19 protein-coding genes are annotated in these 25,336 nt (G+C 71.1%); 3 read left to right on the top strand and 16 right to left on the bottom strand.

Features of this window, described 5'->3' with window-relative positions; genetic code table 11:
• The first annotated feature begins 36 nt into the window (after positions 1 to 36).
• Entirely contained in the window at positions 37 to 594 is a 558-nt protein-coding gene (locus tag ACZ6QQ_RS20855; protein ID WP_465878152.1) for a sugar O-acetyltransferase, read from the top strand.
• A 139-nt stretch (positions 595 to 733) separates the two neighbouring features.
• On the opposite strand, the gene ACZ6QQ_RS20860 is transcribed toward ACZ6QQ_RS20855, so the two are convergent.
• From ACZ6QQ_RS20860 to fdxA, 8 genes are all read right to left on the bottom strand, one after another.
• Positions 734 to 3,835 (bottom strand): putative bifunctional diguanylate cyclase/phosphodiesterase, encoded by a 3,102-nt coding sequence (locus ACZ6QQ_RS20860; RefSeq protein ID WP_465878154.1) that lies wholly within the window; start codon positions 3,833 to 3,835, stop codon positions 734 to 736.
• Positions 3,836 to 4,041: 206 nt separating this feature from the next.
• On the bottom strand, positions 4,042 to 4,680 hold the full coding sequence (locus ACZ6QQ_RS20865; protein ID WP_465878156.1) for a nucleoside/nucleotide kinase family protein: 639 nt from the start codon (positions 4,678 to 4,680) through the stop codon (positions 4,042 to 4,044).
• Positions 4,681 to 4,692: 12 nt separating this feature from the next.
• On the bottom strand, positions 4,693 to 5,364 hold the full coding sequence (locus ACZ6QQ_RS20870) for an SIMPL domain-containing protein (RefSeq protein WP_465878158.1): 672 nt from the start codon (positions 5,362 to 5,364) through the stop codon (positions 4,693 to 4,695).
• A gap of 53 nt (positions 5,365 to 5,417) precedes the next feature.
• Entirely contained in the window at positions 5,418 to 6,569 is a 1,152-nt protein-coding gene (locus tag ACZ6QQ_RS20875; RefSeq protein ID WP_465878159.1) for an acyl-CoA dehydrogenase family protein, read from the bottom strand.
• Positions 6,570 to 6,659: 90 nt separating this feature from the next.
• The gene (locus ACZ6QQ_RS20880) at positions 6,660 to 7,796 is read right to left on the bottom strand and encodes a serpin family protein (protein WP_465878160.1); all 1,137 of its coding nucleotides are present in this window, start codon (positions 7,794 to 7,796) and stop codon (positions 6,660 to 6,662) included.
• A gap of 123 nt (positions 7,797 to 7,919) precedes the next feature.
• Complete coding sequence (locus ACZ6QQ_RS20885; RefSeq protein ID WP_465878161.1) at positions 7,920 to 11,870, bottom strand: ThuA domain-containing protein; 3,951 nt, start codon at positions 11,868 to 11,870, stop codon at positions 7,920 to 7,922.
• 323 nt (positions 11,871 to 12,193) lie between these two features.
• The gene (gene dapC / locus ACZ6QQ_RS20890) at positions 12,194 to 13,279 is read right to left on the bottom strand and encodes a succinyldiaminopimelate transaminase (protein ID WP_465878404.1); all 1,086 of its coding nucleotides are present in this window, start codon (positions 13,277 to 13,279) and stop codon (positions 12,194 to 12,196) included.
• Positions 13,280 to 13,356: 77 nt separating this feature from the next.
• On the bottom strand, positions 13,357 to 13,683 hold the full coding sequence (gene fdxA, locus ACZ6QQ_RS20895) for a ferredoxin (RefSeq protein WP_170208586.1): 327 nt from the start codon (positions 13,681 to 13,683) through the stop codon (positions 13,357 to 13,359).
• Positions 13,684 to 13,762: 79 nt separating this feature from the next.
• Here fdxA and ACZ6QQ_RS20900 point away from each other — a divergent pair, with 79 nt between their 5' ends.
• Entirely contained in the window at positions 13,763 to 14,779 is a 1,017-nt protein-coding gene (locus ACZ6QQ_RS20900) for a GNAT family N-acetyltransferase (protein WP_465878162.1), read from the top strand.
• Between the two features lie 18 nt (positions 14,780 to 14,797).
• On the opposite strand, the gene ACZ6QQ_RS20905 is transcribed toward ACZ6QQ_RS20900, so the two are convergent.
• From ACZ6QQ_RS20905 to mshB, 3 genes are all read right to left on the bottom strand, one after another.
• Positions 14,798 to 15,262, bottom strand: a complete 465-nt coding sequence (locus ACZ6QQ_RS20905) for a hypothetical protein (RefSeq protein ID WP_465878164.1) — start codon at positions 15,260 to 15,262, stop codon at positions 14,798 to 14,800.
• A gap of 70 nt (positions 15,263 to 15,332) precedes the next feature.
• Entirely contained in the window at positions 15,333 to 15,836 is a 504-nt protein-coding gene (locus ACZ6QQ_RS20910) for a hypothetical protein (RefSeq protein WP_465878165.1), read from the bottom strand.
• The gene (gene mshB, locus ACZ6QQ_RS20915) at positions 15,833 to 16,771 is read right to left on the bottom strand and encodes an N-acetyl-1-D-myo-inositol-2-amino-2-deoxy-alpha-D-glucopyranoside deacetylase (RefSeq protein ID WP_465878166.1); all 939 of its coding nucleotides are present in this window, start codon (positions 16,769 to 16,771) and stop codon (positions 15,833 to 15,835) included. The genes ACZ6QQ_RS20910 and mshB overlap by 4 nt, the downstream gene beginning before the upstream one ends.
• Positions 16,772 to 16,867: 96 nt before the next feature.
• Here mshB and ACZ6QQ_RS20920 point away from each other — a divergent pair, with 96 nt between their 5' ends.
• The gene (locus ACZ6QQ_RS20920) at positions 16,868 to 19,069 is read left to right on the top strand and encodes a S9 family peptidase (RefSeq protein ID WP_465878167.1); all 2,202 of its coding nucleotides are present in this window, start codon (positions 16,868 to 16,870) and stop codon (positions 19,067 to 19,069) included.
• 45 nt (positions 19,070 to 19,114) lie between these two features.
• Here the strand turns inward: ACZ6QQ_RS20920 and ACZ6QQ_RS20925 are convergent, their stop codons facing one another.
• From ACZ6QQ_RS20925 to ACZ6QQ_RS20945, 5 genes are all read right to left on the bottom strand, one after another.
• Complete coding sequence (locus ACZ6QQ_RS20925; RefSeq protein ID WP_465878169.1) at positions 19,115 to 20,872, bottom strand: ABC transporter substrate-binding protein; 1,758 nt, start codon at positions 20,870 to 20,872, stop codon at positions 19,115 to 19,117.
• 66 nt (positions 20,873 to 20,938) lie between these two features.
• On the bottom strand, positions 20,939 to 21,934 hold the full coding sequence (locus ACZ6QQ_RS20930; protein ID WP_465878170.1) for an ABC transporter permease: 996 nt from the start codon (positions 21,932 to 21,934) through the stop codon (positions 20,939 to 20,941).
• A gap of 11 nt (positions 21,935 to 21,945) precedes the next feature.
• Positions 21,946 to 22,959 (bottom strand): ABC transporter permease, encoded by a 1,014-nt coding sequence (locus ACZ6QQ_RS20935; RefSeq protein ID WP_465878172.1) that lies wholly within the window; start codon positions 22,957 to 22,959, stop codon positions 21,946 to 21,948.
• A complete protein-coding gene (locus ACZ6QQ_RS20940; RefSeq protein WP_465878174.1) occupies positions 22,956 to 23,936 on the bottom strand; it encodes an ABC transporter ATP-binding protein in 981 nt (326 codons plus the stop codon). Before ACZ6QQ_RS20940 ends, ACZ6QQ_RS20935 begins: the two co-directional genes overlap by 4 nt.
• Positions 23,933 to 24,997 carry an ABC transporter ATP-binding protein gene (locus ACZ6QQ_RS20945; RefSeq protein WP_465878176.1) on the bottom strand — a complete coding sequence of 355 codons (1,065 nt, stop codon included), beginning with the start codon at positions 24,995 to 24,997 and terminating at the stop codon, positions 23,933 to 23,935. Before ACZ6QQ_RS20945 ends, ACZ6QQ_RS20940 begins: the two co-directional genes overlap by 4 nt.
• Positions 24,998 to 25,336 lie beyond the last annotated feature (339 nt).

Here is a 25,336-nt window from a genome sequence, read left to right on the forward strand (position 1 = left end):
GGCATCGCCGGTGGGCGCTCGCCCGGAAGGAAGGCCATGACCTCGCAGAAGGAACGGATGCTCGCGGGCGAGCTCTACCTCGCCGACGATCCGGAGATCGTCGCGGACGCGCAGCGGGCGGCACTGCTGATGGAACGCTTCAATGCGAGCAGCGCCGCCGAACCGGAACTGCGCCACCAACTGCTGACCGAGTTGCTCGGCCAGGTCGGCGACGGGGTCGGCGTACGCCCGCCGTTCTACTGCGATTTCGGCTACCGGATCACCATCGGTCCCGGCACCTTCGTCAACTATGGCGCGATCATGCTCGACGTCGCGTCGATCACGATCGGCGCCGACGTACAGATCGGCCCGAACGTACAACTGCTGACCCCGACCCATCCGACCGAACCGGAGCCGCGCCGGGCCAAATGGGAGGCGGCCCGACCGATCGTGATCGGCGACAACGTCTGGCTCGGCGGCGGCGCCATCGTGCTGCCCGGTGTCACCATCGGCGAGAACACCGTGGTCGGCGCCGGCGCGGTCGTCACCCGCGACCTCCCCGCCAACATCATCGCCACCGGCAACCCCACCCACCCCCTCCGCCCCCTCCCCTAACCCCCCCACCCCGCCCCCACCCCGCCCCCACCCCACCCACCCCCACCCGTCGATCTAGGGCGAATGGTGGTGACTGGAGATCAACTAGCACGTATTTGCCCTAGATCAACGAGGGGGTCGGCCGACGTGGGTACGGCGGTCAGGCGCGTTGGGTGGGGGCGGGGGTACGCAGGTGCGGGGCCCAGCGGCTGGCGGCGTCCTCGGCCAGCGGACGGGAGAAGAGGTAGCCCTGGCCGGAGACGCAGCCCAGGTCCATCAGCAGGGTGCGTACCTCCTCGGTCTCCACTCCCTCGGCCACGATGTCCAGGCTCAGCGTTCCGGCGAGCCGGATGATGCCCTCCAGCAGCAGCAGTTGCCGGCGGGACGACGTCACGGTGGCGGTGAACGACCGATCGATCTTGAGTACGTCGGCCGGCATCTGCTGCAGGTAGCTCAGGGACGAGAACCCGGTGCCGAAGTCGTCGATCGCCACCCGTACGCCGAGGGTCCGCAGCTCGGTCAGTTCCGCCCAGACCCGGTCGTCGTCGCGGAGCAACAGGCTCTCGGTGATCTCCAGCATGAGCAGGGTCGGCGGTACGTCGGCGGTCGACAACGCGTCGCGTACCCGGTCGACGAACCCACCGGCGCGCAGTTGCCGGGCGGAGACGTTGACGCTCACGTACGGCGTGGTGGCCGGTGGCCGGTCCTGGCGCCAGCGGCCGACGGCGGCGACCGCCTGGCGGAGCACCCAGTCGCCGATCTGCTCGATCAGGCCGGTCTCCTCGGCCAGCGCGATGAACTGGTCCGGCGGGACCATTCCCCGGCCCGGATGGTGCCAGCGGACCAGCGCCTCGAAGCCGGCGGCGGCGCCACTGTATAGGTCGACGATCGGCTGGTACTCGACCACGAAGCTGCGTCGTTGCACCGCCTCGGCCAGCGCGGTACGCAGTTCGAGCCGCTGCACGATGGCGGTGTGCAGCTCGGACTGGTAGCGGCACCAGCGGCCCTTCCCGGCGCCCTTCGCCACGTACAGTGCCAGGTCGCCGTGTTTGAGCAGCTCGCCCGCGTCGGTGGCGTCGGCGCTGGTCGCCACGCCGACGCTGACCGATCCGTTGACCAGGGTGTCGCCGACGGCGAGCGGCTCGGCGAGCGCCCGGATGATCTCGTCGGCGAGGGCTTCGGCCTGCTCCGGGTTCTCCGCATCCGGCACAAGGACGGCGAACTCGTCACCGCCGAGCCGGGCCACCAGCCCGGTGGACCCCACCAGTTCCCGCAGCCGCTGGCCGACCGCGATCAGCAGCCCGTCGCCGACCGCGTGCCCGTGCGCGTCGTTGACCGAGCTGAACTCGTCCAGGTCGACGCAGAGCACCCCGACCGTACGGCCGCTGCGCCGGGCGTGGCCGACCGCGGCGTACACCTGGTCCTGGAAGGCCGCCCGGTTCGCCAGCCCGGTCAGTACGTCGTGCATCGACCGGTGGGTCAGTTCGCGTTCGAGCCGGCGCCGCTCGGTGATGTCCCGCATCGTCACCACCAGCCCCCGGACGGTCCGGTCCCGGCGCAGGTCCCGGCAGCTCACCTCCAGGTGGATCCGCTCGCCGTCGGGGCGCCGTACGGTCCAGTCGGCCCACTCCCCCGCCGCCGCGCGGGCCGGTTCGAGCAGGTCGTCGAGCATCTCGTGGTCGTCGGGGTGCACCACCGAGGTCAGCTCGGTGCAGTCGGTCGGCTCGATGCCGATCACGGTCCGGACCGACGGGCTCGCGTACCGGATCGACCGGTCGTCGTCGACGACCAGGATGACGTCGGTGGCGTTCTGCACCACGCTGCGGAAGTACGCCTCGCTGTCCCGCCGGCTGATCTCCTGGCTGAGCCCGATCCGTTCCAGGGCCAGCGCCACCTGTGCGGCCAGCACCTCCAGCGAGTCGCGCAGCCCGGCGAGCACGTCGGCGTCGGCGGCGACCAGCAGGGCACCGACCCGGGGCAGCCCGGTGGCCCGTTCGTCGAGCACGAGCGGGCAGAGCACGGCGGTCTTGAACTGTCCCAACTGCTCGGCGAGGGCCGGTTGGAGCGCGCCGACGCGCAGCACCCGGGTCCGGCGCGCGGTCGCCGCGCTCGGCGCCGGGTAGTACGCGGACGGCTCAGTGACGGCGGGGCCCCAGATGCTCGTTGCCACCGCCGGCACCCCGTCGGCCCGGTTGACGGTGAACACCACCCGGTGTGCGGCGTGCTTCGGCACCAACTGGGCGACGGCGGCGCGTACGGCCCGGTCGACCTCGCGGGCGGCGGTCGCCGAGACCAGGTCGGCGGCGGCCTTGCGGAGGCTGCGTTCGCGGGCCACGACCAGCCGGTGCGCGTCGGCGGCGTCGCCGAGCCGGCTGAGCACCAGCACAAACATCACCCCGGAGACCACCGCGATCACGGTGCCGTCGCGTACGTCGCCGCTGACGGCCTCCAACAGCAGCACCGCCGGGGCGAGTACGGCGGCCAGTCCGAGCAGGACCAGCCGCAGCCGCCCGATTTCGTTGTGCCGTGGCTGCACCGGTTCGGTGAGCCGGGGCATCGCGGGGTGCAGGGCCGCTGCACCCCAGCAGGCGGAGAAGGTGAACCAGCCCAGCTCGATCGGGCCACCCGGCTGCCAGCCGTCGTCGAGCAGGGCGATGCCGTAGCCGATGTCGGCGGCGAGCATGCCGGCGGCACCGATCACCAGCAGCACGGCGGCCGGGTTGGTCCGGGTGGCGGTCAGCAGCCGGACGGTGGTGGCCAGCACCAGCAGGTCGGCCAGGGCGAACGCGGCCAGCGTCGAGCTGCTGAACGGATTCACTCCGGGTCCGGTCAGGTGGGGAGCGAGGACGAAGATCCACAGAAGGAATCCGGCCGAGGTGCTGAAGATCAGAAAGTCGAGGAACTGGGAGCGGTCACGGGCGACAATGTTTGATCTCGTCAGGCCGAGCAGTCCCGCGCCGATCAGGGGGAACATCAACAGATAGGAAACATCTGCCGCCGATGCCGGCGCGTCGCTCGGCAGATCCGTGCCGACACTGTAAAGAACATCGCCGACGGCCAGTAGCACCATGCCGGCGGAAAGCAGCCACCAGGTGTATCCACGGCGCGGGCGGTGCCACCGTACGCCAACCACGACGGCCACCGCCCCACCCAGTCCCACCACCGCGAACAGGACGGTACGCAGCACCGGCACGACGAAGAAACAGCCGACCAGTACGCCCATGACGACGGCATACCAGGCCAATACCTTCCGTGCGGACACGAGCCTCCTGTCGATGATGGAATGTCAACGTCCCGAACCCGCCGAAACGCCGTTGTGCGCCCGGTTTACCAGTCCTCGATCCGCTTCGCCATCACCCCGCCGGGTAGTGGTTCACGACGATGGGTCTCAGCGTCGGGTACCCGACTCTACGAGAGGAATATTCGCCTTGCAGAGCATCGGACGCCCGGTGACCCGGCCCGGCGGGGTCAGTCCGACAGTCGTACGACCACATCGGAGCGGACCGCCGTGGTCTCGATCAGGTCGGCGTTGACCTGGTCGGTGCCACGGGCCCGAGCGGCCGCCTCGGTGACCGGGCGACCGAAGCCGATGTGCCGTTCGGTGAGCCGGTGCAGCCGCTCGCCCGCGTCGAGATCGAGGAACCACACCTCGTCGAGCAGCCCGCGCAGCTCACCCCAGGGCCTGGTCGGCACCAGCAGGTAGTTGCCCTCGGTGACCACCAGCCGCACCTCCGGCGGCACCCCGATCGCCCCGGCGATCGACTCCTCCAGGTCGCGGCGGAACTCCGGCGCGTACACGGTGGTGTCGACGACCGTACGCAGCCGGTGCACCAGGGCCACGAAACCGGCGCCGTCGAAGGTGTCGATCGCGCCCTTGCGGCCGTGCCGCCCGAGGCGGTGCAGTTCGGCCTCGGCAAGATGGAACCCGTCCATCGGCACCAGCGCGGCCGTCGGGCCGAGCGCGGCCACCAACCGACCGGCCAGGGTGGACTTACCGGCGCCCGGTGCGCCGGTAATGCCGAGCAGCCGCCGGGGACCGGCGCCGACGAGGGCACCGGCCCGCGCGACAAGTTCCTCGAAGGTGTACGGCTGCGCCGGTACCGCCACGACCGGACCCGCTCAGTCGCGCGGCTGCGCGAGCACCGTCGGCTCGCTGATGGTGAACCGCGCCTCGACACTGGCCTGGATGCTCTGCATCTGCGGGTCGAGGTCGAGTTCGGGCACACCGTCCATCGCACCCTTGGCCCGGAAACTCTGCGTCGAGCCGACCATCATCATCGGCCGGGGCTGCTCGGAACCGGCATCCGCCAACTGGACCAGGGCGGTCACCCGCGCGCCGAGCGCGTCCGCGTACTCCCGGGCCCGCTCGACGGCCTCGCCGATCGCGGCCCGACGCGCCTCCCGGTACACCGGGCTGCCCGGCCGCAGTTCCCACCACGGCCCGGCGATCTGCGTCTGGTCCCGGTCGGCGAGGCGCAGCATCAGTTCGCCGAGCACGGTGAAGTCGGTGACGGTCACCGTCGTGCTCACGCTGCCGTGGTACGCCACCACCCGCTCGCCGGAACGTTTGACCTCCGGGTACACCTGCAACTGGCCGCTCTCCCGACGCTCGATCGCGGCGCCGTACGAGTCGATCAGCGCGCGTACGCCCTCGGCCCGTTCGGCCAGCCGGGTCAGGGTGGCCTGCCGGTCCTTGTCCCGCGCGGTCGCGGTCACCTGGAAGCGCGCCAGCTCCGGCGGCACCTCACGAAACGCCTCGCCCCGTACCGCGACCACCGGACCATCGACCATGTCCCCAACCCTAGGCGTCGCCGGTCGATCGGGCGAGCGATCGGCTCGGCGGATCACAGCCGTACGGTGGGAACCGGTTGGTCGAGCAGCACCCCGCCGACCATCTCGAACACGTCGGAGCCGACCAGTGCGTGCTGGGTCGCCACGTGCACGTCCCGGAAGCAGCGTTGCAGCGGGCTGGCCCGGCGGATCGAGGTCCCGCCACCGGCGTGGTAGACCAGATCGACGGCCCGGGCGGCGCTTCCGGTCGCGTGGGCGATGGCCAGTCGCAGCCGGGCCCGCCGGTGCACCGGCACCTGCTCGCCGGCCGACACCAGTCGCCAGCACTCGGCGATCTCGCCGACCAGGTACGCCCGCCCGCCGCCGAGGATCGCCTCCGCCTCGGCCAGCACGACCCGACTCATCGGTTTGCCGGCCAGCGGCTGCCCGGTCAACGGGTCGCGTTTCTCCCCCGCCAACCGCGCGAACTCGTCGAGGGCGGCCCGGGCGATGCCGAGCGCGACCGCGCCGATGCCGTACGCCAGCAGCCCGAACACCGGGAACCGGTAGAGCGGCCGGTCGACCCGCGCCGGCCCGAAGAGCGAGATCGAGTACGCCTCCGGGACGAAGACGTCCACCGCCTCGATGTCGTGGCTGCCGGTGCCGGCGAGCCCGACGACGTCCCAGTTGTCGTGGATGGTCACGTCGGCCACCGGCATGATCACGTGCCGTACCTGTGGCATCCCGCCCGGTCCGGGGACCGGGCCGGTGTCGTCGACGACCACGCATCCGCCGACCAGGTGGGTTGCGTGCCGGCTGGCGCTGGCGAACGACCAGCGGCCGCGTACCCGGTAGCCGCCGGGCACGACGGTGGCCCGGCCGGAGGGCGCCGCGACCCCGGCGATCACGAACCGTGGGTCGGCGAGCAGTTCCGTCGCCGTGGGCTCGTCCAGGTAGCCGAGGGTGAATCCGGTGATCGCGGCGATCATCGTGCACCAGCCCACCGAGCCGTCGGCCCGGCCCAGTTCCTCGAAGATCTCGAACATGGCGAGCGGGTCGGCCTCCGTCCCGCCCGCCTCCTGCGGCACGGCGAGCCGGAACAGCCCCAGCGCGGTCAGCTCGGAGAGCAGTTCCTCCGGCAGCGCCCGGTCGTTCTCGATCTGCGGCGCGAGCGCCGCGATCCGGGTGGAGAGAGCACGAACCTCGTCGATCGACGCCTGCGGCATGGCCGCCAGCATAGAACCGGGCTCGGCGGCCGAAGCCATCGACGCCGGCTGCGGCGCGCGGCGCCCCGGTCGGCACCGGCAGCGAGGACGTCAGCTGTCGAAAACGGCTTCGTCCGGGTACGGCTCGGGGTCGGTCACCCAGCCGGCGACGAGAACCAGGCCGGTGGCCCGGTGCACGGCGAGGAACCCGAACGGACGGTCGAAGTCGACGCGTACGAGTTGCTTCCGCTTGGTCTCCACCGGCCTGGCGGACCCGCACAGCCAGGAGATCGCGGTGACGGCGGCGGCCTTGAACCCGGTGCCGCTGAACGTTGCCGTCGCGCTCTGCCGAGCCTGCGACACGGCCACCGGCATCGGGCTGATTCCGGGAAAGTGTCCGTTGTTTCCGTCCATGGCGCTGCGCAGACCGAACAGCGCGGCGTGTTCCGACAGATCGTGCTCACCGGTGACGGTGAAGGCGACCGTCGACGTGACCAGCTCAGGTCGGTCATCGTCCGCCGACACGATCTCCGTCCGTACACCGGGTCCGGCCTCGACGGCCGGCGCCGACGGTCCGGCGAGGGCGGTGATCGCGGCCGGCAGCACCTCCGCGGCGGCACGTGCCGGGTCGCCGAGGGCAAGTACCACGTCGACGTCGTCGCGGCCGGCGACAGTCAACAGGGTCACCGGTCCGGCCTCGGTGTCGACTACCCGTAGCAGGCTCAGGTCGTGCGTCGTGCGATACAGTCCGACCAGGCTCCGGCCCCGCCACGGGCCCGCCTGCGGTGTGCAGGGGTCCTCATCGAACGGCTCGACCCAGTCGGTCACCACCAGCAGCGCACTGGCCAGCAACATGAGGGTCTCGGTGTCCACGGCGACCGGCATGGTCGGGATCAGTCCCTCGGTCTGCTCCGCCGCCCACCGGTCGAGAACCGGCTGATCCACCTCGGGATCACCGGTCAGCTCCCCGCGCAGCGGCTCCGGCACCGCGCGCAGCCACTCTTCGGTCAACGGCAGCTCCGCCCTGGACCAGAAGCCGAGGGCGAGCCGGGTGGTCGGTGAGTCGTCGAGGTCGAAGTCGGCCGGGCTGGCGGCGACGGAGAGCAGTTCCGTACGGGCGGGACCGGTCGCGTACGGGGCCAGCAGCGCCAGCAGCGGGTAGACACCGGCGCCGGAGAGCACCGTCTGCCGCCCGTCGAGCCGGGACGTCCATCGGGCGGTGAGGGTGTTGGCGGCTCGGACACTCACAACGGCTCCCCGGTCATCGGACGGCGATCCCGCACGGTACCCGCTCGCCGCCACCGGCCGGGAACCGAATGTGGCCGGTACGGGAGATCCCGTACCGGCCACATGCTCGGTGGTGGTGCTGAGCTAGCTGGCGTACCCCTCGAACTCCCAGAGGGAGTGGCCGTAGCCGGTGCCTCTCGCGGTGCCGTTGACCCGGATGTAGCGGGCGTTGGCGCCGAGGCCGGTCAGTTCGTCCACCCCGCCGTTGGCACCGGTCACCGAGCGCACGGTGGTCCAGGTGGTGCCGTCGTTGGAGGTCTGGATCTGGTACGCGCTGCTGTACGCCGCTTCCCAGGTCAGTTTGACCCGGCCGATCGCGGTCGGCGTGCCGAGGTCGACCCGGAGCCACTGCGGATCGGCGAACAGCGACGACCAGCGGGTGGTGAGGCTGCCGTCCACCGCCTGGGCGCCGGACATGCCGGCTCCCTCACTGCTGGAGACGAGGGTCGGCTTGTTCAGCAGCAGGTTGGTGGTGGGCTGCGGGTTGGAACCGCCAGTGCTGCCGTACACCTCGAACTCGAACAGCGAGTAGCCCCAGCCGGTGCCCCGGGTGGTGCCGTTGAGGCGTACGTACCGGCCGGTGCCGGTCAGGCCGGTGAGGTCGTCGACCCCGCCGTCACCGCCGGTCACGCTCCGGATGGTGGTCCAGGTGGCCCCGTCGGGCGAGGTCTGGATCTGGTACGCGCTGCCGTACGCCGCCTCCCAGGTCAGCTTGACCCGGTTGATGTTGTACGAGGCGCCGAGGTCGACGTCGATCCACTGCGGGTCGCTGAACGCGCTGGCCCAGCGGGTGCCGGCGACCCCGTCGAAGGCGCCTGCGGCGACGAAGGCGTCTTGGACGCTGGACGACCGGGCGGGCTTGTTCAGCGCCAGGTTGGCGCCCGGCTCCGGTTCGGGATCCGGGTCCGGGTCCGGTCCGGGACCGCCCGGCGTGGTGGAGAGGGTGAACTCGTCCACGTCGAAGTACGGCCCGGTGCCCTTGAACACCAGGTAGAGCGTCCGGGTGCCGGTCGGCGCGGTGACGCCGCCGGTGACCGTCGCCCAGGTGTTGTACCCGCCGGTCGGGACCACCGTGGCCGAACCGACCAGCGGTCCGGTGGGTGAGTCGACCCGCAGTTCGAGGGTGCCGCCACCGCCGGCCGGGGCGCCGACCCGGGCGCTGAACGACTGGACGCCGGCCAGGTTGTACGGGGTGTACGAGATCCAGTCGTTGTTGTCGATGTACCCGATCGCGCCGCCGCCCTGCGCGTTGCCCGGTGCGGTGACCTGGATGCCGCTGGAGTCACCGAAGTGCTCGGCCTGACGGGTACGGGGTTGCAGCACCGCCTGGGTGTGCGTGGTCAGCGGTGCCTGGCCGCCGCCACCGAGGTCGGTGTACTCGGCGTCGATGATGCCGAAGATGTTCGCCGCGGTGTCGTGCTCGCCGTCGGCCGAGGTCTGGATGACCCCGGTGCAGCCCTGCACGCTGCCGAGCTGGTGACCGTGCGAGTCGTGGCCGAGGACGTAGTTCACCTTGACCCGGGCGCAGTCGATCGCACCGTCCTGGGCGTCGGTGACGGTCACGTTGAACGGCACCGCGTCACCGAAGCTGAACGTCGAGCCGTTGAGCGGGGTGTTCACGGTGACGACCGGGGCGCTGTTGCCGACGGTCACCACCACGCTCGCGGTGCCCGTCTTGCCGGTGGTGTCCCGCACCGTCAGCGTGGGGCTGCGTACGCCGTTGGTGGTGTACGTGAAGGTCGGGTTCGCGGCGGTGGAGTCGGTGGTGCCGTTGTTGTCGAAGTCCCAGGCGTAGGTGAACGGGTCGCCGTCGGGGTCGAGGGTGCCGGCCGAGGAGAATGCCACGGTCAGCGGTGCCACCCCGCTGGTGGGGGTCGCGGTGACCTTCGGGATGGGTGCCCGGCCCTCGCGGGCGTACTCGATCCGGTAGAGCGCCGAGTTCGCGTCGCCGTTGAACCAGCCGGTGCCGTAGTCGAGTACGTAGAGGGCGCCGTCGGGGCCGAACTCCATGTCCATGACCTGGGTGCCGGTCCACGGGAACGGGTTGATTTTCAGCGGCTCGCCAGCCGCGTCGAGCTTGATGTTCTTGATCCAGCGGCGGCCGAACTCACCGGCGAAGTAGGTGCCGTCGTAGTACTGCGGGAACGCCACGTCCGAGGTGGAGGCAGGGTTGTACCGGTAGACCGGGCCACCCATCGGGGACAGGCCGCCACCGGTGAACTCCGGCGGGCTGCCCGAGCCGCCGTACGGCAGCCAGGCCGGGATGGCCGGCGGCAGCTGGGTGAGGCCGGTGTTGTTCGGCGAGTTGTTGATCGGGCCGCCGGCACAGTTGTACTTCGCACCCGACGGGCCGCTCGGGAAGGTGTACTCGTTGTACGCGTCGTTGCGCGCCGTGCAGTACGGCCAGCCGTAGAAGCCGGGCTGGGCGATCCGGGCGAACTCCACGTTGCCCGCCGGTCCCCGGTTCGGGTCGGCGGTGCCCGCGTCCGGCCCGTAGTCGCCGAGGTAGACCACGCCGGTGGCCTTGTCGACGCTCATCCGGAACGGGTTGCGGAAGCCCATCGCGTAGATCTCGGGACGGGTCCGCGCGGTGCCCGGCGCGAACATGTTGCCGGCCGGGATGGTGTAGCCGCCGGCCGCGCTCGGCTTGATCCGGAGCACCTTGCCGCGCAGGTCGTTCGTGTTGCCCGAGGTGCGCTGGGCGTCGAACGCCGGGTTGCGGTCGGGCCGCTCGTCGATCGGGCTGAACCCGGCCGAGTCGAACGGGTTGGTGTCGTCGCCGGTGGAGAGGTAGAGGTTGCCGGCGGCGTCGAAGTCCATGTCACCGCCGACGTGGCAGCACATGCCCCGGCTGGTCGGGACCTCCAGGATCAGCGTCTCGCTGGCCAGGTTGAGGGTGTTGTCGGCGTTGAGGGTGACCCGGGTGAGCCGGTTGACGCCGTCCCACGGGGCGAACTGCGCCGGGGTGCCGGTGGCCGGCGCGCCGCCGCCGGGGGTGGACAGCGGCGGGGCGTAGTAGAGGTACACCCAGCGGTTGGTGGCGAAGTTGGGGTCGGCCTTGATGCCCTGGAGCCCCTCCTCGTCGCCGGTGTAGACCGGCAGGGTGCCGGCGACCTTGGTGTTGCCGGCGACGTCGGTGTGCCGGACCACGCCGTTGCGGGAGGTGTGCAGCACGCCCCGGTCGGGCAGGACGGTGAGGGTCATCGGCTCACCGGTCTCGGCCACCCCCTTGGCCAGCTCGACCCGCTGGAAGTTGCTGGTGACGGTGCCGCCGCAGTCGGTGGCCACGGTGCCGGAGGCGCCGAGGATGCCGCCGAGCAGGTGCTTGCGGAAGTTCGCGTCCGCGTACGACGCGTCGGTGTGTCCCATGCCGGTGTACCAGGACCGGCCGCCGCCGTAGTTGTGGCACCAGCTGATCGGGTGGTCGGACCCGTTGCTGCCACCGGTGTACGTGGTCTCGTCCAGCGTGGCGAGCACGTGCACGGTGCCGCGCGGGTTGGTCCGGTAGTTGTACCACTCGTCGAACCGGGACCAGCGCTGCGGCAGGCCGGCGGTGGACGTGTGCACCTGGTCGGCGACCTTGACCGTCGCGGTCTGCTCGGCCGGGTGCGAGGCGAAGTAGGCGCCGACCAGCCCGCCGTACCAGGGCCAGTCGTACTCGGTGTCGCTGGCGGCGTGTACGCCGACGTACCCGCCGCCGGCCGCGATGTACCGCTCGAACGCGGACTGCTGCGCCGCGTTGAGTACGTCGCCGGTGGTGGAGAGCCAGATGACCGCCCGGAACCGGGCCAGGTTGGCGTCGGTGAACTGGGCCGAGTCCTCGGTGGCCTCGACGGTGAAGTCGTTGGCCGCGCCGAGCGCCTGGATGGCGGCGATGCCGGGGGTGATCGAGCCGTGCCGGAAGCCGGCGGTCTTGGAGAACACGAGAACGCTGAACGCGGCTGCGCTGGCCGCCGGTGGTATGGCGACGATGCCGCCCACCACGAGGACCGCACTCAGCACAGCGCCGAGCCACGATCGCAGTGATCTACGCACGGAGAGTCCCTTCCTGGTGCGATGAGGACGGCGTGCGCCGATCACGCCCTTGCCGGGGGTGGTGCCGTCGAGAGCGCTCTCCCGCCCGAGACCGACACGCCGACGGTCGGTGGCTGAGCGAGGTATGCGCATACATCGTTACGGTTGGATTGCGGGCTCGTCAAGGATTGTTTCGGCAATCCTGAGAGCGCTCTCCCAGAGGGTCGAGATGGACCCGGGAACCCGTACCCGATTACAGATTTTCCGGGCCCGAATTGACGGCGGCCGAAGTTCGGACCGGACGGGCGAACGAGGACGCGCCGAGGCGCCCCACCGGCGACGGATCAGCCGGCGAGGCGCTCGGCCGCGGCGGCGATCCGCTCGTCGGTCGCGGTCACCGCGAACCGGACGTGACGTTCACCCGAGGGGCCGTAGAAGACGCCCGGAGCGGCGAGGATGCCGCGCTCGGCCAGCCAGTCGACGGTGGTCCAGCAGTCCTCGTCCCGACTCGCCCAGAAGTAGAGCCCGGCCACCGAGTGGCCGATCGTGAAACCCGCCTTCAGCAGCGCCGGCCGCAGCACCTCGCGCCGGGCCGCATAGCGGTCCCGCTGGGTCGCCACGTGCGACTCGTCGCCCAGCGCGGCGACCATGGCCGCCTGGACCGGCTCCGGCACGATCATGCCGGCGTGCTTGCGTACCGCCAGCAGCCCGCTCACCAGGGCCGGATCACCGGCCACGAACCCGGCCCGGTAGCCGGCCAGGTTGGACCGCTTGGAGAGCGAGTGCACCGCCAGCAGCCCGTCGTACGCTCCGTCGCAGACCTCCGGCGAAAGCACCGAGACCGGCTCGGACTCCCAGCCCAGGGTCAGGTAACACTCGTCGCTGGCCACCACCGCACCGCGCTCACGGGCCCAGTCGACCACCTTGCGCAGGTGCGCCTGCGGCAGCACCTGACCGGTCGGGTTGGACGGGGAGTTGACCCAGACCAGGCGTACCCGCGAGGTCGGACCGACCGCGGTCATCGAGTCGGCCCGCACCACGGTGGCCCCGGCGAGCCGGGCACCGACCTCGTAGGTCGGGTAGCAGACCTGCGGGATGACCACCACGTCCCCCGGCCCGATCCCGAGCAGGGTGGGCAGCCAGGCGACCAGTTCCTTGGACCCGAGCGTGGGCAGTACGCCGATCCCGGCCGGGTCGGCCCCGCAGTTGCGCCCCACCCAGTCGGCGATCGCCCGCCGCAACGCGGGCGTGCCCGCGGTGAGCGGGTAGCCCGGCGCGTCCGACCCGCTCGCCAGCGCGGTCCGGATCAGCTCCGGCACCGGGTCGACCGGCGTGCCGATGGAAAGATCGACGATCCCGTCGGGGTGGCTGCTGGCGACCACCTTGGCGGGCGCCAGCAGATCCCAGGGGAAGTCGGGCAGACCGTCGATCCGGCTCCTCGCCGAACCCGACGGCCCGCCACCGCTACCACCACCGGGGGCCGAGCCCCCACCGGTCGGTACGCCGCTCAGTGTCCCTCTCCGCGCCGCTCCTGTGCCGCGACGAAGGTCGCGTCCTTCTCCACCTTGCCGATCTTGGAGGCGCCGCCGGGCGAGCCCAGGTCCTCGAAGAACTCGTAGTTCGCCGAGGTGTAGTCCTTCCACTGCTCCGGCACGTCGTCCTCGTAGAAGATGGCCTCCACGGGGCAGACCGGCTCGCAGGCCCCGCAGTCGACGCACTCATCGGGGTGAATGTAGAGCATCCGGTTGCCTTCGTAGATGCAGTCGACCGGGCATTCCTCGATACATGCCTTGTCGAGCACATCGACGCACGGCTCGGCGATGATGTAGGTCACCGATCTCTCCTCCGCAAGCTACGCCGCGATCAACCGCGGCGGGTTAGAGCCTAGTATCTCGCCGAGGAGGGGGGCGATCGTGCTCCGACGGCAGGATGTGGGACACCGGGTGGTAGTCCGTCGAATTGTAGGGGTTCGTGGCGACCGACAGCTCTTCACGGATGCTCTTGGTGAACTGGTCGACCTCACCGAGACCCATCTCACCCTCGCCACCGAGCGGGGCAAGCTCCAGGTGCCGCTGACCGAGGTGCACCGAGCCAAGCGGGTCCCACCGGCCCGGCGGCCGAACGCGGCGGCGGTCGTCGCCCTCGAACTCGCCGCCAACGAGGCCTGGCCGGCACCGGTCCAGGACCGGCTGGGCGGCTGGCTGCTGCGCTCCGCCGACGGATGGACCGGGCGGGGCAACTCCGCCCTGCCGATCGGCGACCCGGACCGGCCCCTGGAGGCCGCGATCGACGCCGTCGAACGCTGGTACGCCGACCACGGCCAACCCGCGATCGTCAACACGCCGCTGCCGCTGGCCGCACCGGTCGGCGTGGCGCTCGACACACGCGGCTGGACCACCCGACCGCCGACCCTGACGCAGACCACCACGCTGGCCACCCTCCGGGACCGGAACCCCGACCGGGCCGACCTGCCCCCGGTGGAGCTGGCCGTCGCCCCGTCGGACGACTGGCTCGCCCTGGCCGCCGCCCGCAAGGCCACCCACGCCGGCATCGACCCCGGCGCGAACCCGCTGGAGCGCCTCCCGGCCGCCGCCCGGCACCTGCTCACCGCCGTGGACCAGATCCGCTTCGCCCACCTGTACGGGCCGACCGGCGACACCGGCCGGACGCTGCTCGCCGCCGGCCGGGGCACGGTCACCGGCAACGGCCGATGGCTCGGCCTGACCAGCATCGAGGTGGTGCCCGACGCGCGCCGGCAGGGGCTCGCCCAGCAGGTGATCCGGGCACTGACGCAGTGGGCCGGCGAACTCGACGCGACCGACGCGTTCCTCCAGGTCGAGGAGCGCAACACCGCCGCGGTGGCGCTCTACCGGCGGCTCGGCTTCACCACCCACCACACCTACCTGACCCGGGTGCAGCCCACCGGCTGACCGGGCCTGCCGCACGGTTCAGCGGCGGACCACCCGGCGCGGCTTGGCGAGCTTGGTCTCGGCGTACCGCTTGAGGGACTGGGAGCGGTAGTCCAGGCCGAACGCGGTCAGCAGCAGGAACCCGAGCAGGGTGCCGGCCCCGGCGAACCCGGCATAGAGCCAGATCTGGGAGAAGAACTCCCCCGCGCCGTTGGCGAACGGGTAGCTCCCGCTGACGAACGGCCCGACGATCACGGTCAGCGCCATCGCGCTCAGCACCGCGACCGCGACGTCCCCGCCCCAGCGGGCCACCGGCTCCCGGCGTCCCCGGACGAACGCGATCGTCGCCAGGATCAGCCCGATCAGCGCGAACATGCCCAACGAGAGCCGGTCGGAGGTCTCGACATCGTCGTCGAACCCGAACCGGATCACCAGTCGGGCGACCACGTTGATCAGGAAGAGCACCGCCGCGAGCACCCCGACCGGCAGCCAACGATCCTTCATCGCACGCCTCCAGAAACAGCCGAACCCGTACCGCTGACAGATATTTACCATCCCGACCTGGGAGGTTCCATCAGCCGGCCGGGCGGCTCGGTGGCGGAAGGTTGCCCGGACGCGGGAGAGTGCCGGGGCGCGGGGCGAGCATCAACCGGAACGCGATCACGGCGAAGGCCATCGAGCCGGCGAAGATCATGACGATGCCGACCCAGTTGTCCCCGGCGAGCAGAACATCCCCCTCGCTGGTCTTGCCGGCCGCCACCACCATCAGCCCGAACCACGGCACGGCCGGCAGCGCCACCGCCCACCGCCGGCCCACGGTCGCATGCGCGAACCAGGCCAGCGCCAGATTGGCCAGCACCGCGACCAGCACCGACGCGCCGATCAGGTGGCCTCCGACCCGCAGCGTGGAGAGCAGCAGTTCCAGCGTGGCGGTCACCACCGCGGCGACCACCGCCACCACGCCACCGGCGACCCGGAGCAGCCGGTCGACGATCCCGGCGAGCGCCGCCCGGCGCGGTGGCTGCGGCTCGGGCGACAACTGCGGGGACTCGGACACCGGTGGACTGGACAGTGTCACCGCGCTCCGCTCTCCGCCAGCGCGTCGGTGCCCGTACCGGTCGGGTCGACGGGTTCGGGGGTCAGGCCGGCGAAGAGGTCGTCCTCCCAGCCGTTGGGGCCGCTGCCGGGGCCGCGCTCGCCGACCGCCAGGGTGTAGTACTCCACCCCCATGAACTCGCTGCCGAAATTGCCGGCGATCGCGTACAGCCACGAGTTGTCCGGGATCTGGGTGGCGTGGGCGCGCATCGCCGCCTCCTTGGCGGCGTGCGAGTCGGTGCCGTCGATCCGGGCCGCGACGTCGTCGTCCGGGGTGCCGAAGGGCAGCTCCTCGAACGACTCGATGCCGGCGAACGGGTTGTCCGAGGACTCCCCGAACGCGACCATGCCCGCCTCCAGCACGCTCTTCGGGATCGCCGTCCAGTAGATCTTGGCCGGTCCGAATCCCTCCGCCGTGGCCAGCTCGGCCGCGCGCATCGCCACCCGGTGTGCCTGGATGTGGTCCGGATGTCCGTAGAAGCCGTTCGGGTCGTACGTGACGACCACCTGCGGCCGCACCTCCCGCATGATCTCGACCAGGTGCCCGGCGGCCTCGTCCAGGTCCGCCTGCCAGAACGCCCGGGGGTGGTCGTTGGTCGACAGCCCCATCATCCCGGAGTCGCGGTACCGGCCCGCGCCGCCGAGGAACCGGTGGTCGGTCACGCCGAGCGCCGCACAGGCGGCGGCGAGTTCGGCGACCCGGTAGCCGCCGAGCTGGTCGGCGGCGTCGGCGGCCAGTCCGGCCAGCGCCGGCACGTGGATCTCGCCCTCTTCGCCGAGCGTGCAGGTCACCAGGGTCACGTGGGCCCCGGCCGCGGCGTAACGTGCCATCGTCGAGCCGGTCCCGATCGCCTCGTCGTCGGGGTGTGCGTGGACCAGGAGAAGCCGCCGCGCGGCCGGGTTCGTCACGCAGGTCACTCTACGCGTCCGTTCCGACGGGCCGAGCGAGTCGAGGACCGGACACGATAACCAGCTCAGCCCCATCATCGATCGCGCCACTCTACGATCGGCGATGTGGACTATCCGGAACTGGCCGCCCGTACCCGCCGGTTCAGCCACGGCGCGCCACGGGCGGTGACGGTCGCCGGTGACGGCTCCCGGGTGGTCTTCCTCCGGTCCGCCGGCCCCGAGGACCCGGCCGACGCGCTCTGGCTGTTCGACGTCGCCACGGCGACGGAACGGCTGGTCGCCGACCCGGCCATGCTGCTCGACCACGACCCGGCGACCCCGGCCGGTACGGTGCCGCTGCCGGCCGCCGAACGGGCCCTGCGCGAGCGGCAGCGGCTCCAGGCCGGCGGCATCGGCGGGTACGCCACCGACCCGGCCGCCCGGGTGGCGGTCTTCCCGCTGGCCGGCCGGCTGTTCCGGGCCGACCTGCTGCATGGTGACGTGGTGGAGGTGGCGGTCAGCGGTCCGGTGATCGACCCCCGCCCCGATCCGACCGGGGAACGGCTGGCGTACGTCACCGAGGGCCCCGCCGTCCCGGACCGCCCCGGCCGCCCACCCGGCGCGTACGCCGGCAGCGGTGACCGCCCCGGCGGGCAGTTGCGGGTGATCGAGGCGGACGGCACCGACAACCTGCTCGCCGGTGAGGAGGCCGGGGTGAGCTGGGGGTTGGCCGAGTTCATCGCGGCCGAGGAGTTCGCCCGCTACCGGGGCTACTGGTGGGCCCCGGACGGGCGGTCGATCCTCGCCGCCCGGGTCGACGAGTCCCGGCTGCCCCGGTGGCACCTGCACGATCCGGGCGACCCGGCCAGCCCGCCGAGCAGTGTCGCGTACCCGCGGGCCGGGGGGCCGAACGCCGAGGTCAGCCTGCACCTGCTGGACCTCGACGGCGGCTGGGTCGACGTGCACTGGGACCGGGAGACGTACCCGTACCTGGTGTCGGTGCGCTGGGCCGACACCGGACCGCTGATCACGGTGCTGCGCCGGCTGCAACAGCACGGTCTGGTGCTGGCCGTCGACCCGCGTACCGGGGAGACCCAGGTGCACGCGGAGCTGGCCGATCCGCGCTGGGTGGAGCCGGTCGCCGGCACTCCGAGGCACCTGCCCGACGGTCGGGTGCTGGTCGGCGGCGAGCTGGCCCACGACGGTTACGACGCGCGCTGCCTGTTCGCCGACGGCACCCTGCTCACTCCGCCGTCGCTCTACGTCCGCCGGGTGGTCGGCCCGCTGCCGGCCGGGCCGGGCACGACCGACCTGCTGGTCGAGGCGAGCGACGGGGAGCCGAGCCAGCAGCACCTGTTCCGGGTCCGGACGGCGATCGGCGGCGGGGTCGAGTCGCGCCGGTTGACCGCCGATCCGGGCTGGCACACCGGTGTGGTCGGCGGCGACGTGCTGGTGGTCGGCACCGCCTCGCTGGACCACGCCGGGACCCGTTGGGCCGTCTGGCAGGGCGACCGTGAGCTGGGTCTGCTCGGCTCGTTGGCGGCGAAACCGCCGTACGCGCCGCGTCCGGTGCTGGAACGGGTCACCGACCGCAGGTTGCCGACCGCGGTGCTGTACCCGCGCAGCCACGTCGCCGGCCGGCGGCTGCCGGTGCTGGTCGACGTCTACGGCGGGCCGGGGCACCAGGAGGTGCTGGCCGCCCGGTCCCGGTGGCTGGAGCGGCAGTGGTGGGCCGATGCCGGGTTCGCCGTGGTGACGATCGACAACCGGGGTACGCCGGGCGTGGCGCCCTCGTTCGAGAAGGTGATCCACCGGCGGGTCGCCGACGTGATCCTGCTCGACCAGGTGGACGCGCTGACCGCGCTCGCCGGCAAGCACCCGGACCTGGATCTGGGCCGGGTGGCGATCCGGGGCTGGTCGTTCGGGGGCTGGCTGGCCGGGCTGGCCGCGCTCTGCCGCCCCGACCTGTTCCGGTGCGCCATCGTCGGGGCGCCGGTGACCGACTGGTCCCTCTACGACACCGCGTACGCCGAGCGTTACCTCGGGCTGCCCGACGACAGCCCGGAGGTGTACGCCCACCACTGCCTGCTGGAGATCGCCGGTGAGCCGCCGGTCACGCCGGACGACGCCCGGCCGATGCTGCTGGTGCACGGGATGGCCGACGACAACGTGGTGGCCGCGCACACGCTGCGGCTGTCGGCGGCGATGCTCGCCACCGGGCGCCCGCACGCGGTGATCCCGCTGACCGGCGCCACCCACCAGGCGGCGGGCGGCACGGCCGAGCGTCTGCTCCGGCTGGAACTGGACTTCCTCCGCCGGCACCTGTGACCGGTGGGGGAAGGAGCACCGGGCTCCTCCCCCTTCCGGGTGTGCCTACTTGGCGTGGGCGTTGTAGAGGACGTGGGTGCCGATGACGTCGGAGAAGAAGACCCCGCCGACCTTCGAACCCACCACGCCGGTGAAGTACGCCTGGAACAGCGGCACCACCGGCACGTACTTCTCGTTGATCAGCTGGTCGATCTCGGCCCACCTCGGTCCGGCCTCGCCGGCCGGCAGCGCGCTCACCTCGTCGATGCGCTGGTTGACCTCGTCGGAGTTGAAGTACGACACGTTCGAGTTGCCCTTCGGGCCGAGGCTGCGACCGTCCCAGAGGACCGGGATGGTGGAGGCGGCGCTGGGCCAGTCGGCCGCCCAGTTGGAGATGTAGATGTCGTACTCGTTGCCCCGGGTGCGGGCGGTCGGGTTGTGCTGCGGCGTCTCCACCGTCTTGACCACCACCTCGAAGCCGGCCTTCTCCAGGCTCTCCTTCACCACCGGCGCGGTGACCTGCCCGAACGCGCTGCTGCGGGCCATGAAAACGAGCTTGACCTTTTTGCCGCCGAGCAGTTCCCTGGCCTTCTCCGGGTTGCCGTTGGGGCCGCCGTCCCACGGGTTGGGGTAGTTCTTCCAGCCGATCGTGCTGTCGGCGAGCAGGGTGTGGGTGACCTTGCCACCGGCGTCGCCGCCCTGGGTGAGCACGATGCCCTGCTTGTCGATCGCGTACGCGATGGCCTTGCGGACGTTGATGTCGGTGATCCGTTCGTTGTTGATGCTGAGGTAGTGCACGAACGGCTGCGGCGCGCTGATCGTCCGCTCCTTCAGGGCGGGGTTGTTCAGCACCTGGTTGACCAGCGCCTGCGGGGCGCCGTCGGTGCTGATCGCGTACGCGTCGTCACCGGCGTCGGCGATGATCCGCTCGGTCTGCGCGGTGTCGTCCGGGCCGATCTCCCAGACGAAACTGTCCGGGTAGTCGTGCCGGAGCGGATCGGTCTCGGCCTTCCAGTGCGGGTTGCGCTCCAGCACCAGCCGGGTGTCCTTCAGGTACTCCTTGATCTTGTACGGGCCGGAGGAGAAGATCCGGCGGTCGTACTCGGTCCTGGTGTCCTTGGCGGGTGGCACCGGTGCCGTGGTGGGCAACGAGAGCGCGAACGGCAGGTCGCAGTGCGCCCTGGCGAACGTGAAGACCAGGGTGTGGTCGTCCGGGGTGGTCAACCCCGGCACGGCGGCACTGCCGGAGGTGTACGGACCCTTGTAGGTCGCGTTGTACGCCTGGTTGTCGGCCAGCCACTCCTGGATGTAGGTCGGGCCGCCGTCGATCGACTCCTCGAACGAGCGGGCGATGCCGTACGCGACGTCGGCCGCCCTGACGTCGCTGCCGTCCTCGTACTTCACGCCCTGCTTGAGCTTGTACTCCCAGACCTTGCAGTCGCCGTTGACGTCCCTGCCGGGCGTCTCGGCCAGGTCCCCGACCAGGGTCAGCCGGCCCTGGCCGTCCTCGCGGAACTGGGTGAGCGTCCGGACCAGCAGGTGTTCGGCGGCCATCGCCCCGACGGTGTACGTGCGCTGCGGGTCGAGGTGTTCGAAGTCGGCCTGCACGATGGTGCGGATGGTGCCGCCGCGCTTGGCTCCGGCGATCGCCGGGGCCGGGCCCTGTGACTCCTTCGGGTCGGTGGCGATCGCGCCGGTCTGCTGCCGGGTGTTGCCGCCATCGGGCCCGGCGTCGGTGTCCCCGGTGTTCTCCGAGCACGCCGCCAGCGCCGAGGCCAACAGCAGCGCGACTCCCGTCACGGCTACCGCACGTCCTGTTCGCATCAGTCGGTCCTCCCGTTTCGACTCCGGCGGAGGACAACCGCGCCCCCACCGTTGGTTGACAGAACTTCAGCCCAGCCGTACTCGCGGGTCGATCACCGCGTAGAGCGCGTCGACCAGCACGTTCGCGGCGACGATGAAGACCGCGGCGAGCAGCACGGTGGCCATCACCACCGGCATGTCGAGGTTGATCGCGGCGTTCAGCGACGCCTTGCCCAGGCCGGTGAAACCGAAGATGGTCTCGGTGATCACCGTCCCGCCGAGGTAGGTGCCGAGGTCCAGCCCGGCGATGGTGACGATCGGGGTGATCGCCGCCCGGAGCGCGTGCCGGCCGTACACGGTGGTCCTGGGCAGGCCCTTGGCCCTGGCCGTACGGACGAAGTCCTCGGTCAGCGTCTCCAACATCTGGGCCCGGGACATCCGGGCGTACGCGGCCGAGTTGAGGAAGCCCAGCGCGATCCAGGGCAGGATCAACGCACCCGCCCAGGCCAACGGGTTCTCGGTGATCGGCACGTAGCGCGGGTAGCTCAGCCAACCGGTCTCGTAGACGAAGAGGATCAGCAGCAGCGGCCCGAACAGCAGGATCGGCATGGACGCGCCGACCAGCGAGAAGCCGACCGCGAGCCGGTCGAACACGGTTCCCCGGCGCAGTGCCGAGATCATCCCGACCGAGATCCCGATCAGCAGCCAGACCACCGCCGCCCCGGCGACCAGGCTCAACGTCACCGGCAGGGTACGCCCGACGATCCGCGACACCGGCTCGTCGTTGCGGAAGGAGAACCCGAGGCAGGGGCGGGGGCACTCGCGGGCCGCCGCGCCCTCGCCGATCGTCCGACCGGCGAAGATTCCCTTCATGAAGGCGGCGTACTGCTGCGGCACCGGCACGTCCAGCCCCATCCGGCGCTCGATCATCTCCAGCCGTTCCGGACTGCACACCTTGCCGTTGCCGCACATCAGCTCCGCCGGGTTGCTCGGTACGGCGAAGAAGAGACCGAACGTCAGCACGCTGACCGCGAAGAGTGTGCTCACCGCGAGCAGCAGCTTCCGGACGAAGAATCGGAACATCCCGTCGCCCCCTACCGGGTCGACTTCGGGTCGAGCGCGTCGCGCAGCGCGTCGCCGAAGAGGTTGAAGGAGAGCACGAGCAGGAAGAGCGTGGTGCCGCCGACGATGGTGAAGGTCGGCACCTCCCGGATGAAGTCGACGCTGTCGCTGATCAGCCGACCCAGGTCCGGGGTGGGTTCGAGGATGCCGATGCCGAGGAACGACAGCGCCGCCTCGGCGGTGATCAACGCCGGTACGTTCAGCGAGAAGGTGACCAGGATCGGCGCCCACAGGTTCGGCAGCAACTGCCGGAACAGGATGTGCCCGAGTCCCGCCCCGGCCGCGCGGGCCGCCTCGACGAACTCCCGCTCGCGCAGCGACAGCACCTGCCCCCGGACCAGCCGGGCGGTGTAGGTCCAGTTGAACAGCACGAAGATGGCGATCAGCAGCATCGGCCGGAACCAGGCCGCCTCGGCGTCGCGTACGCCGTAGAACTGGTTGACCGCGACCGGGATGAACGCGAAGCAGAAGATGAAGAACGGGAACGCCATCGTCAGGTCGACCAACCAGGTCAGTACGGCGTCGACCCGGCCGCCCAGGTAACCGGCGACCACCCCGACCACGATGCCGAGCGCGATGGTGAGCAGCGCCGCCGTGAACGCCACCAGCAGCGACGTACGCAGCCCGTAGACGAGTTGGATGAAGACGTCCCGGCCCACGTTGGGTTGAATCCCGAGCCAGTGTTCGGTGCTCACCCCGGCGTAGCCGAGCGGGAAGCCGTTGCGGTCCAGCCGTTCCGGGAAGCGCTCCAGCGGCCCCTTGCCGTACAGCCGTTCGACCAGCGGCGCGGCGAGCGCCAGCAGGACGAAGAAGAGCAGCACGCCGCCGCTGACCATGCCGACCCGATCGCGACGCAGCCGCAGCCAGGCGAGTTGCCCCGGCGAGCGGCCGACGAATCCGGTCGCGCCCACCGGTACGGCACCCGGTTGCGGGCCACCGGCGCCGTCGACCACCGCCGCCTGCGCGACCACCTGTTGCTCGCTCATTCCGGGTCCCCCTGCTCCGGGAAGTGGCAGGCGGTCAACTGCCGGCCACCGTCGCGCGCGACGAGTTCGGGTTCGGTCGAGGCGCAGATCTCCCGCGCCTTCCAGCAGCGGGTCCGGAACCGGCACCCGGACGGCGGGTCGAGCGGGGTCGGCACGTCGCCGGTGAGCCGGATCCGCCCGCTCGGGCCGAGCCGGGTGACGTCCGGGATGGCCGAGAGCAGCGCCCGCGTGTACGGGTGCTGCGGCCGGGTGTATATGTCGGCCCGGTCGCCGATCTCGACGATCTTCCCGAGGTACATCACCGCGACCCGCTGGCAGAAGTGCCGGACCACGGCGAGGTCGTGCGCGATGAAGACGAAGCCCAGGTCCAGTTCCCGCTGCACCTGCCGGAGCAGGTTGATCACCTGGGCCTGGATCGACACGTCGAGCGCGGAGACCGGCTCGTCGGCGACGATCAGCTTCGGTCGCAGGGCCAGCGCCCGCGCGATCCCGATCCGTTGCCGTTGCCCACCGGAGAACTCGTGCGGGTAGCGGTTGTAGTGCTCCGGGTTCAGGCCGACCAGTTCCAGCAGTTCGCGTACCCGTGCCCTGACCCCGCCGGGCGGGGTGATCCGGTTGACCTGCAACGGCATCGCCACGATCCGGCCGACCGTGTGGCGCGGGTTCAGCGAGGCGAACGGATCCTGGAAGATGATCTGGAGGTCCTGGCGGAGCGGGCGCAGCGCCCCGCGCCGGGCGTGGGTGATGTCCCGCCCCTCGAAGGTGATCCGCCCGCCGCTCGGTTCGAGCAGCCGGACCAGCATCCGGCCGGTGGTGGTCTTGCCGCAGCCGGACTCGCCGACCAGGCCGAGTGTCTCGCCGGCCCGTACCTCGAAGTCGACGCCGTCGACCGCGCGGACCAGCGCCGGGGAGCGCCACCCGCCGCGGACCGGGAAGTGCTTGACCAGTCCCTCCACCCGCAACAACGGCTCGCTCACCGGTCCACCCCCGCGCCCGCGACCTGTTCGGCGCGCAGCCGGGTGCGCTCGGGCTCGGTCAGGTGACAGGCGACCAGGTGGCCGCGCTCGACCACCTGTCGCAGCTCGGGGACGTCGGTGCGGGACCGGTCGCCGGTGCGGTCGGCGTAGCGGCAGCGCGGATGGAAGGCGCAGCCCGGCGGCAGGTTGATCAGACTCGGCGGGTTGCCGCCGATCGGCACCAGGTCCGCGTCCGCCGCACCGCGCAACGACGGCACGCTGGCCAGCAGACCCCAGGTGTACGGGTGCTGCGGTCGGCGGAGCACCTGTTCGACGCCGCCGTGCTCGACCGCGCGTCCGCCGTACATCACCAGCACCTCGTGGGCCACCTGGCTGACCACGCCGAGGTCGTGGGTGATCAGGATGATGGCGGAGTTGAACTCGGCCTGGAGATCGGCCAGCAGGTCGAGGATCTGGGCCTGCACGGTGACGTCGAGCGCGGTGGTCGGCTCGTCCGCGATCAGCAGGTCTGGATCATTGATCAACGCCATCGCGATCATCGCCCGTTGCCGCATACCACCGGAGAATTCATGTGGATACTGGTCGATCCGCTTTTCCGGCTGCGGAATCCCGACCCGGCCCAGCATGTCGATCGACCGCTGGCGGGCCTGTCTCCGACTCGCGTCCGGATGGTGGATCCGGTACGCCTCGCCGATCTGCCGCCCGATCGAATAGTAGGGATGGAGCGCGGAAAGCGGATCCTGGAAGATCATCGCCATGTCCCGCCCGCGCAGCCGGCGGATCTCCTCCTCTGGTCGGCCGACGACGTCCCGCCCACCGACCCGGATCGCACCGCCGACCGTGGTCCGCCGCGGATCGTGCAGCCCGAGTACGGCCAGGCTGGTCACGCTCTTGCCGGAACCCGACTCGCCGACGATGCCGAGCGTACGGCCACGATCGACGGTGAACGAGACACGGTCCACGGCACGGACCACACCATCCGGGGTATCGAAACTCACCTCAAGGTCATGGACCCGCAGGTACGGCCCGTCGTCCGCGCGCTGCCGGGGTGCTCCGGACATGCTCTTCGACCGCCTTCCTCCACCCCCGCCGGAACCCGATCTCCATTCGTCACAACCGGTGAACCCGGTGCGCGTCAACGAGGAGAACCCGCGATGGGGGTAGATGGCGAAACTAAGCCACAAAAACGGACGTGTCAGCCGGCAAACAGTAACGACTCCGCATCGAGGAAGGTCTCAGCCCGGTGTCCCGATTCCACCGCGATTGAACCGTTAACATAACTGGCTGACGCGTTGACAACCCTCGACCGAACCGACCACCGGACAACCCGTAAACCGGATCGCGCCACCCCGGTCGAATCGCTCCCGCCCCTCCACCACACCCCTCTCCACCACTCACAT

Source organism: Micromonospora sp. NPDC049529 (assembly GCF_055586685.1).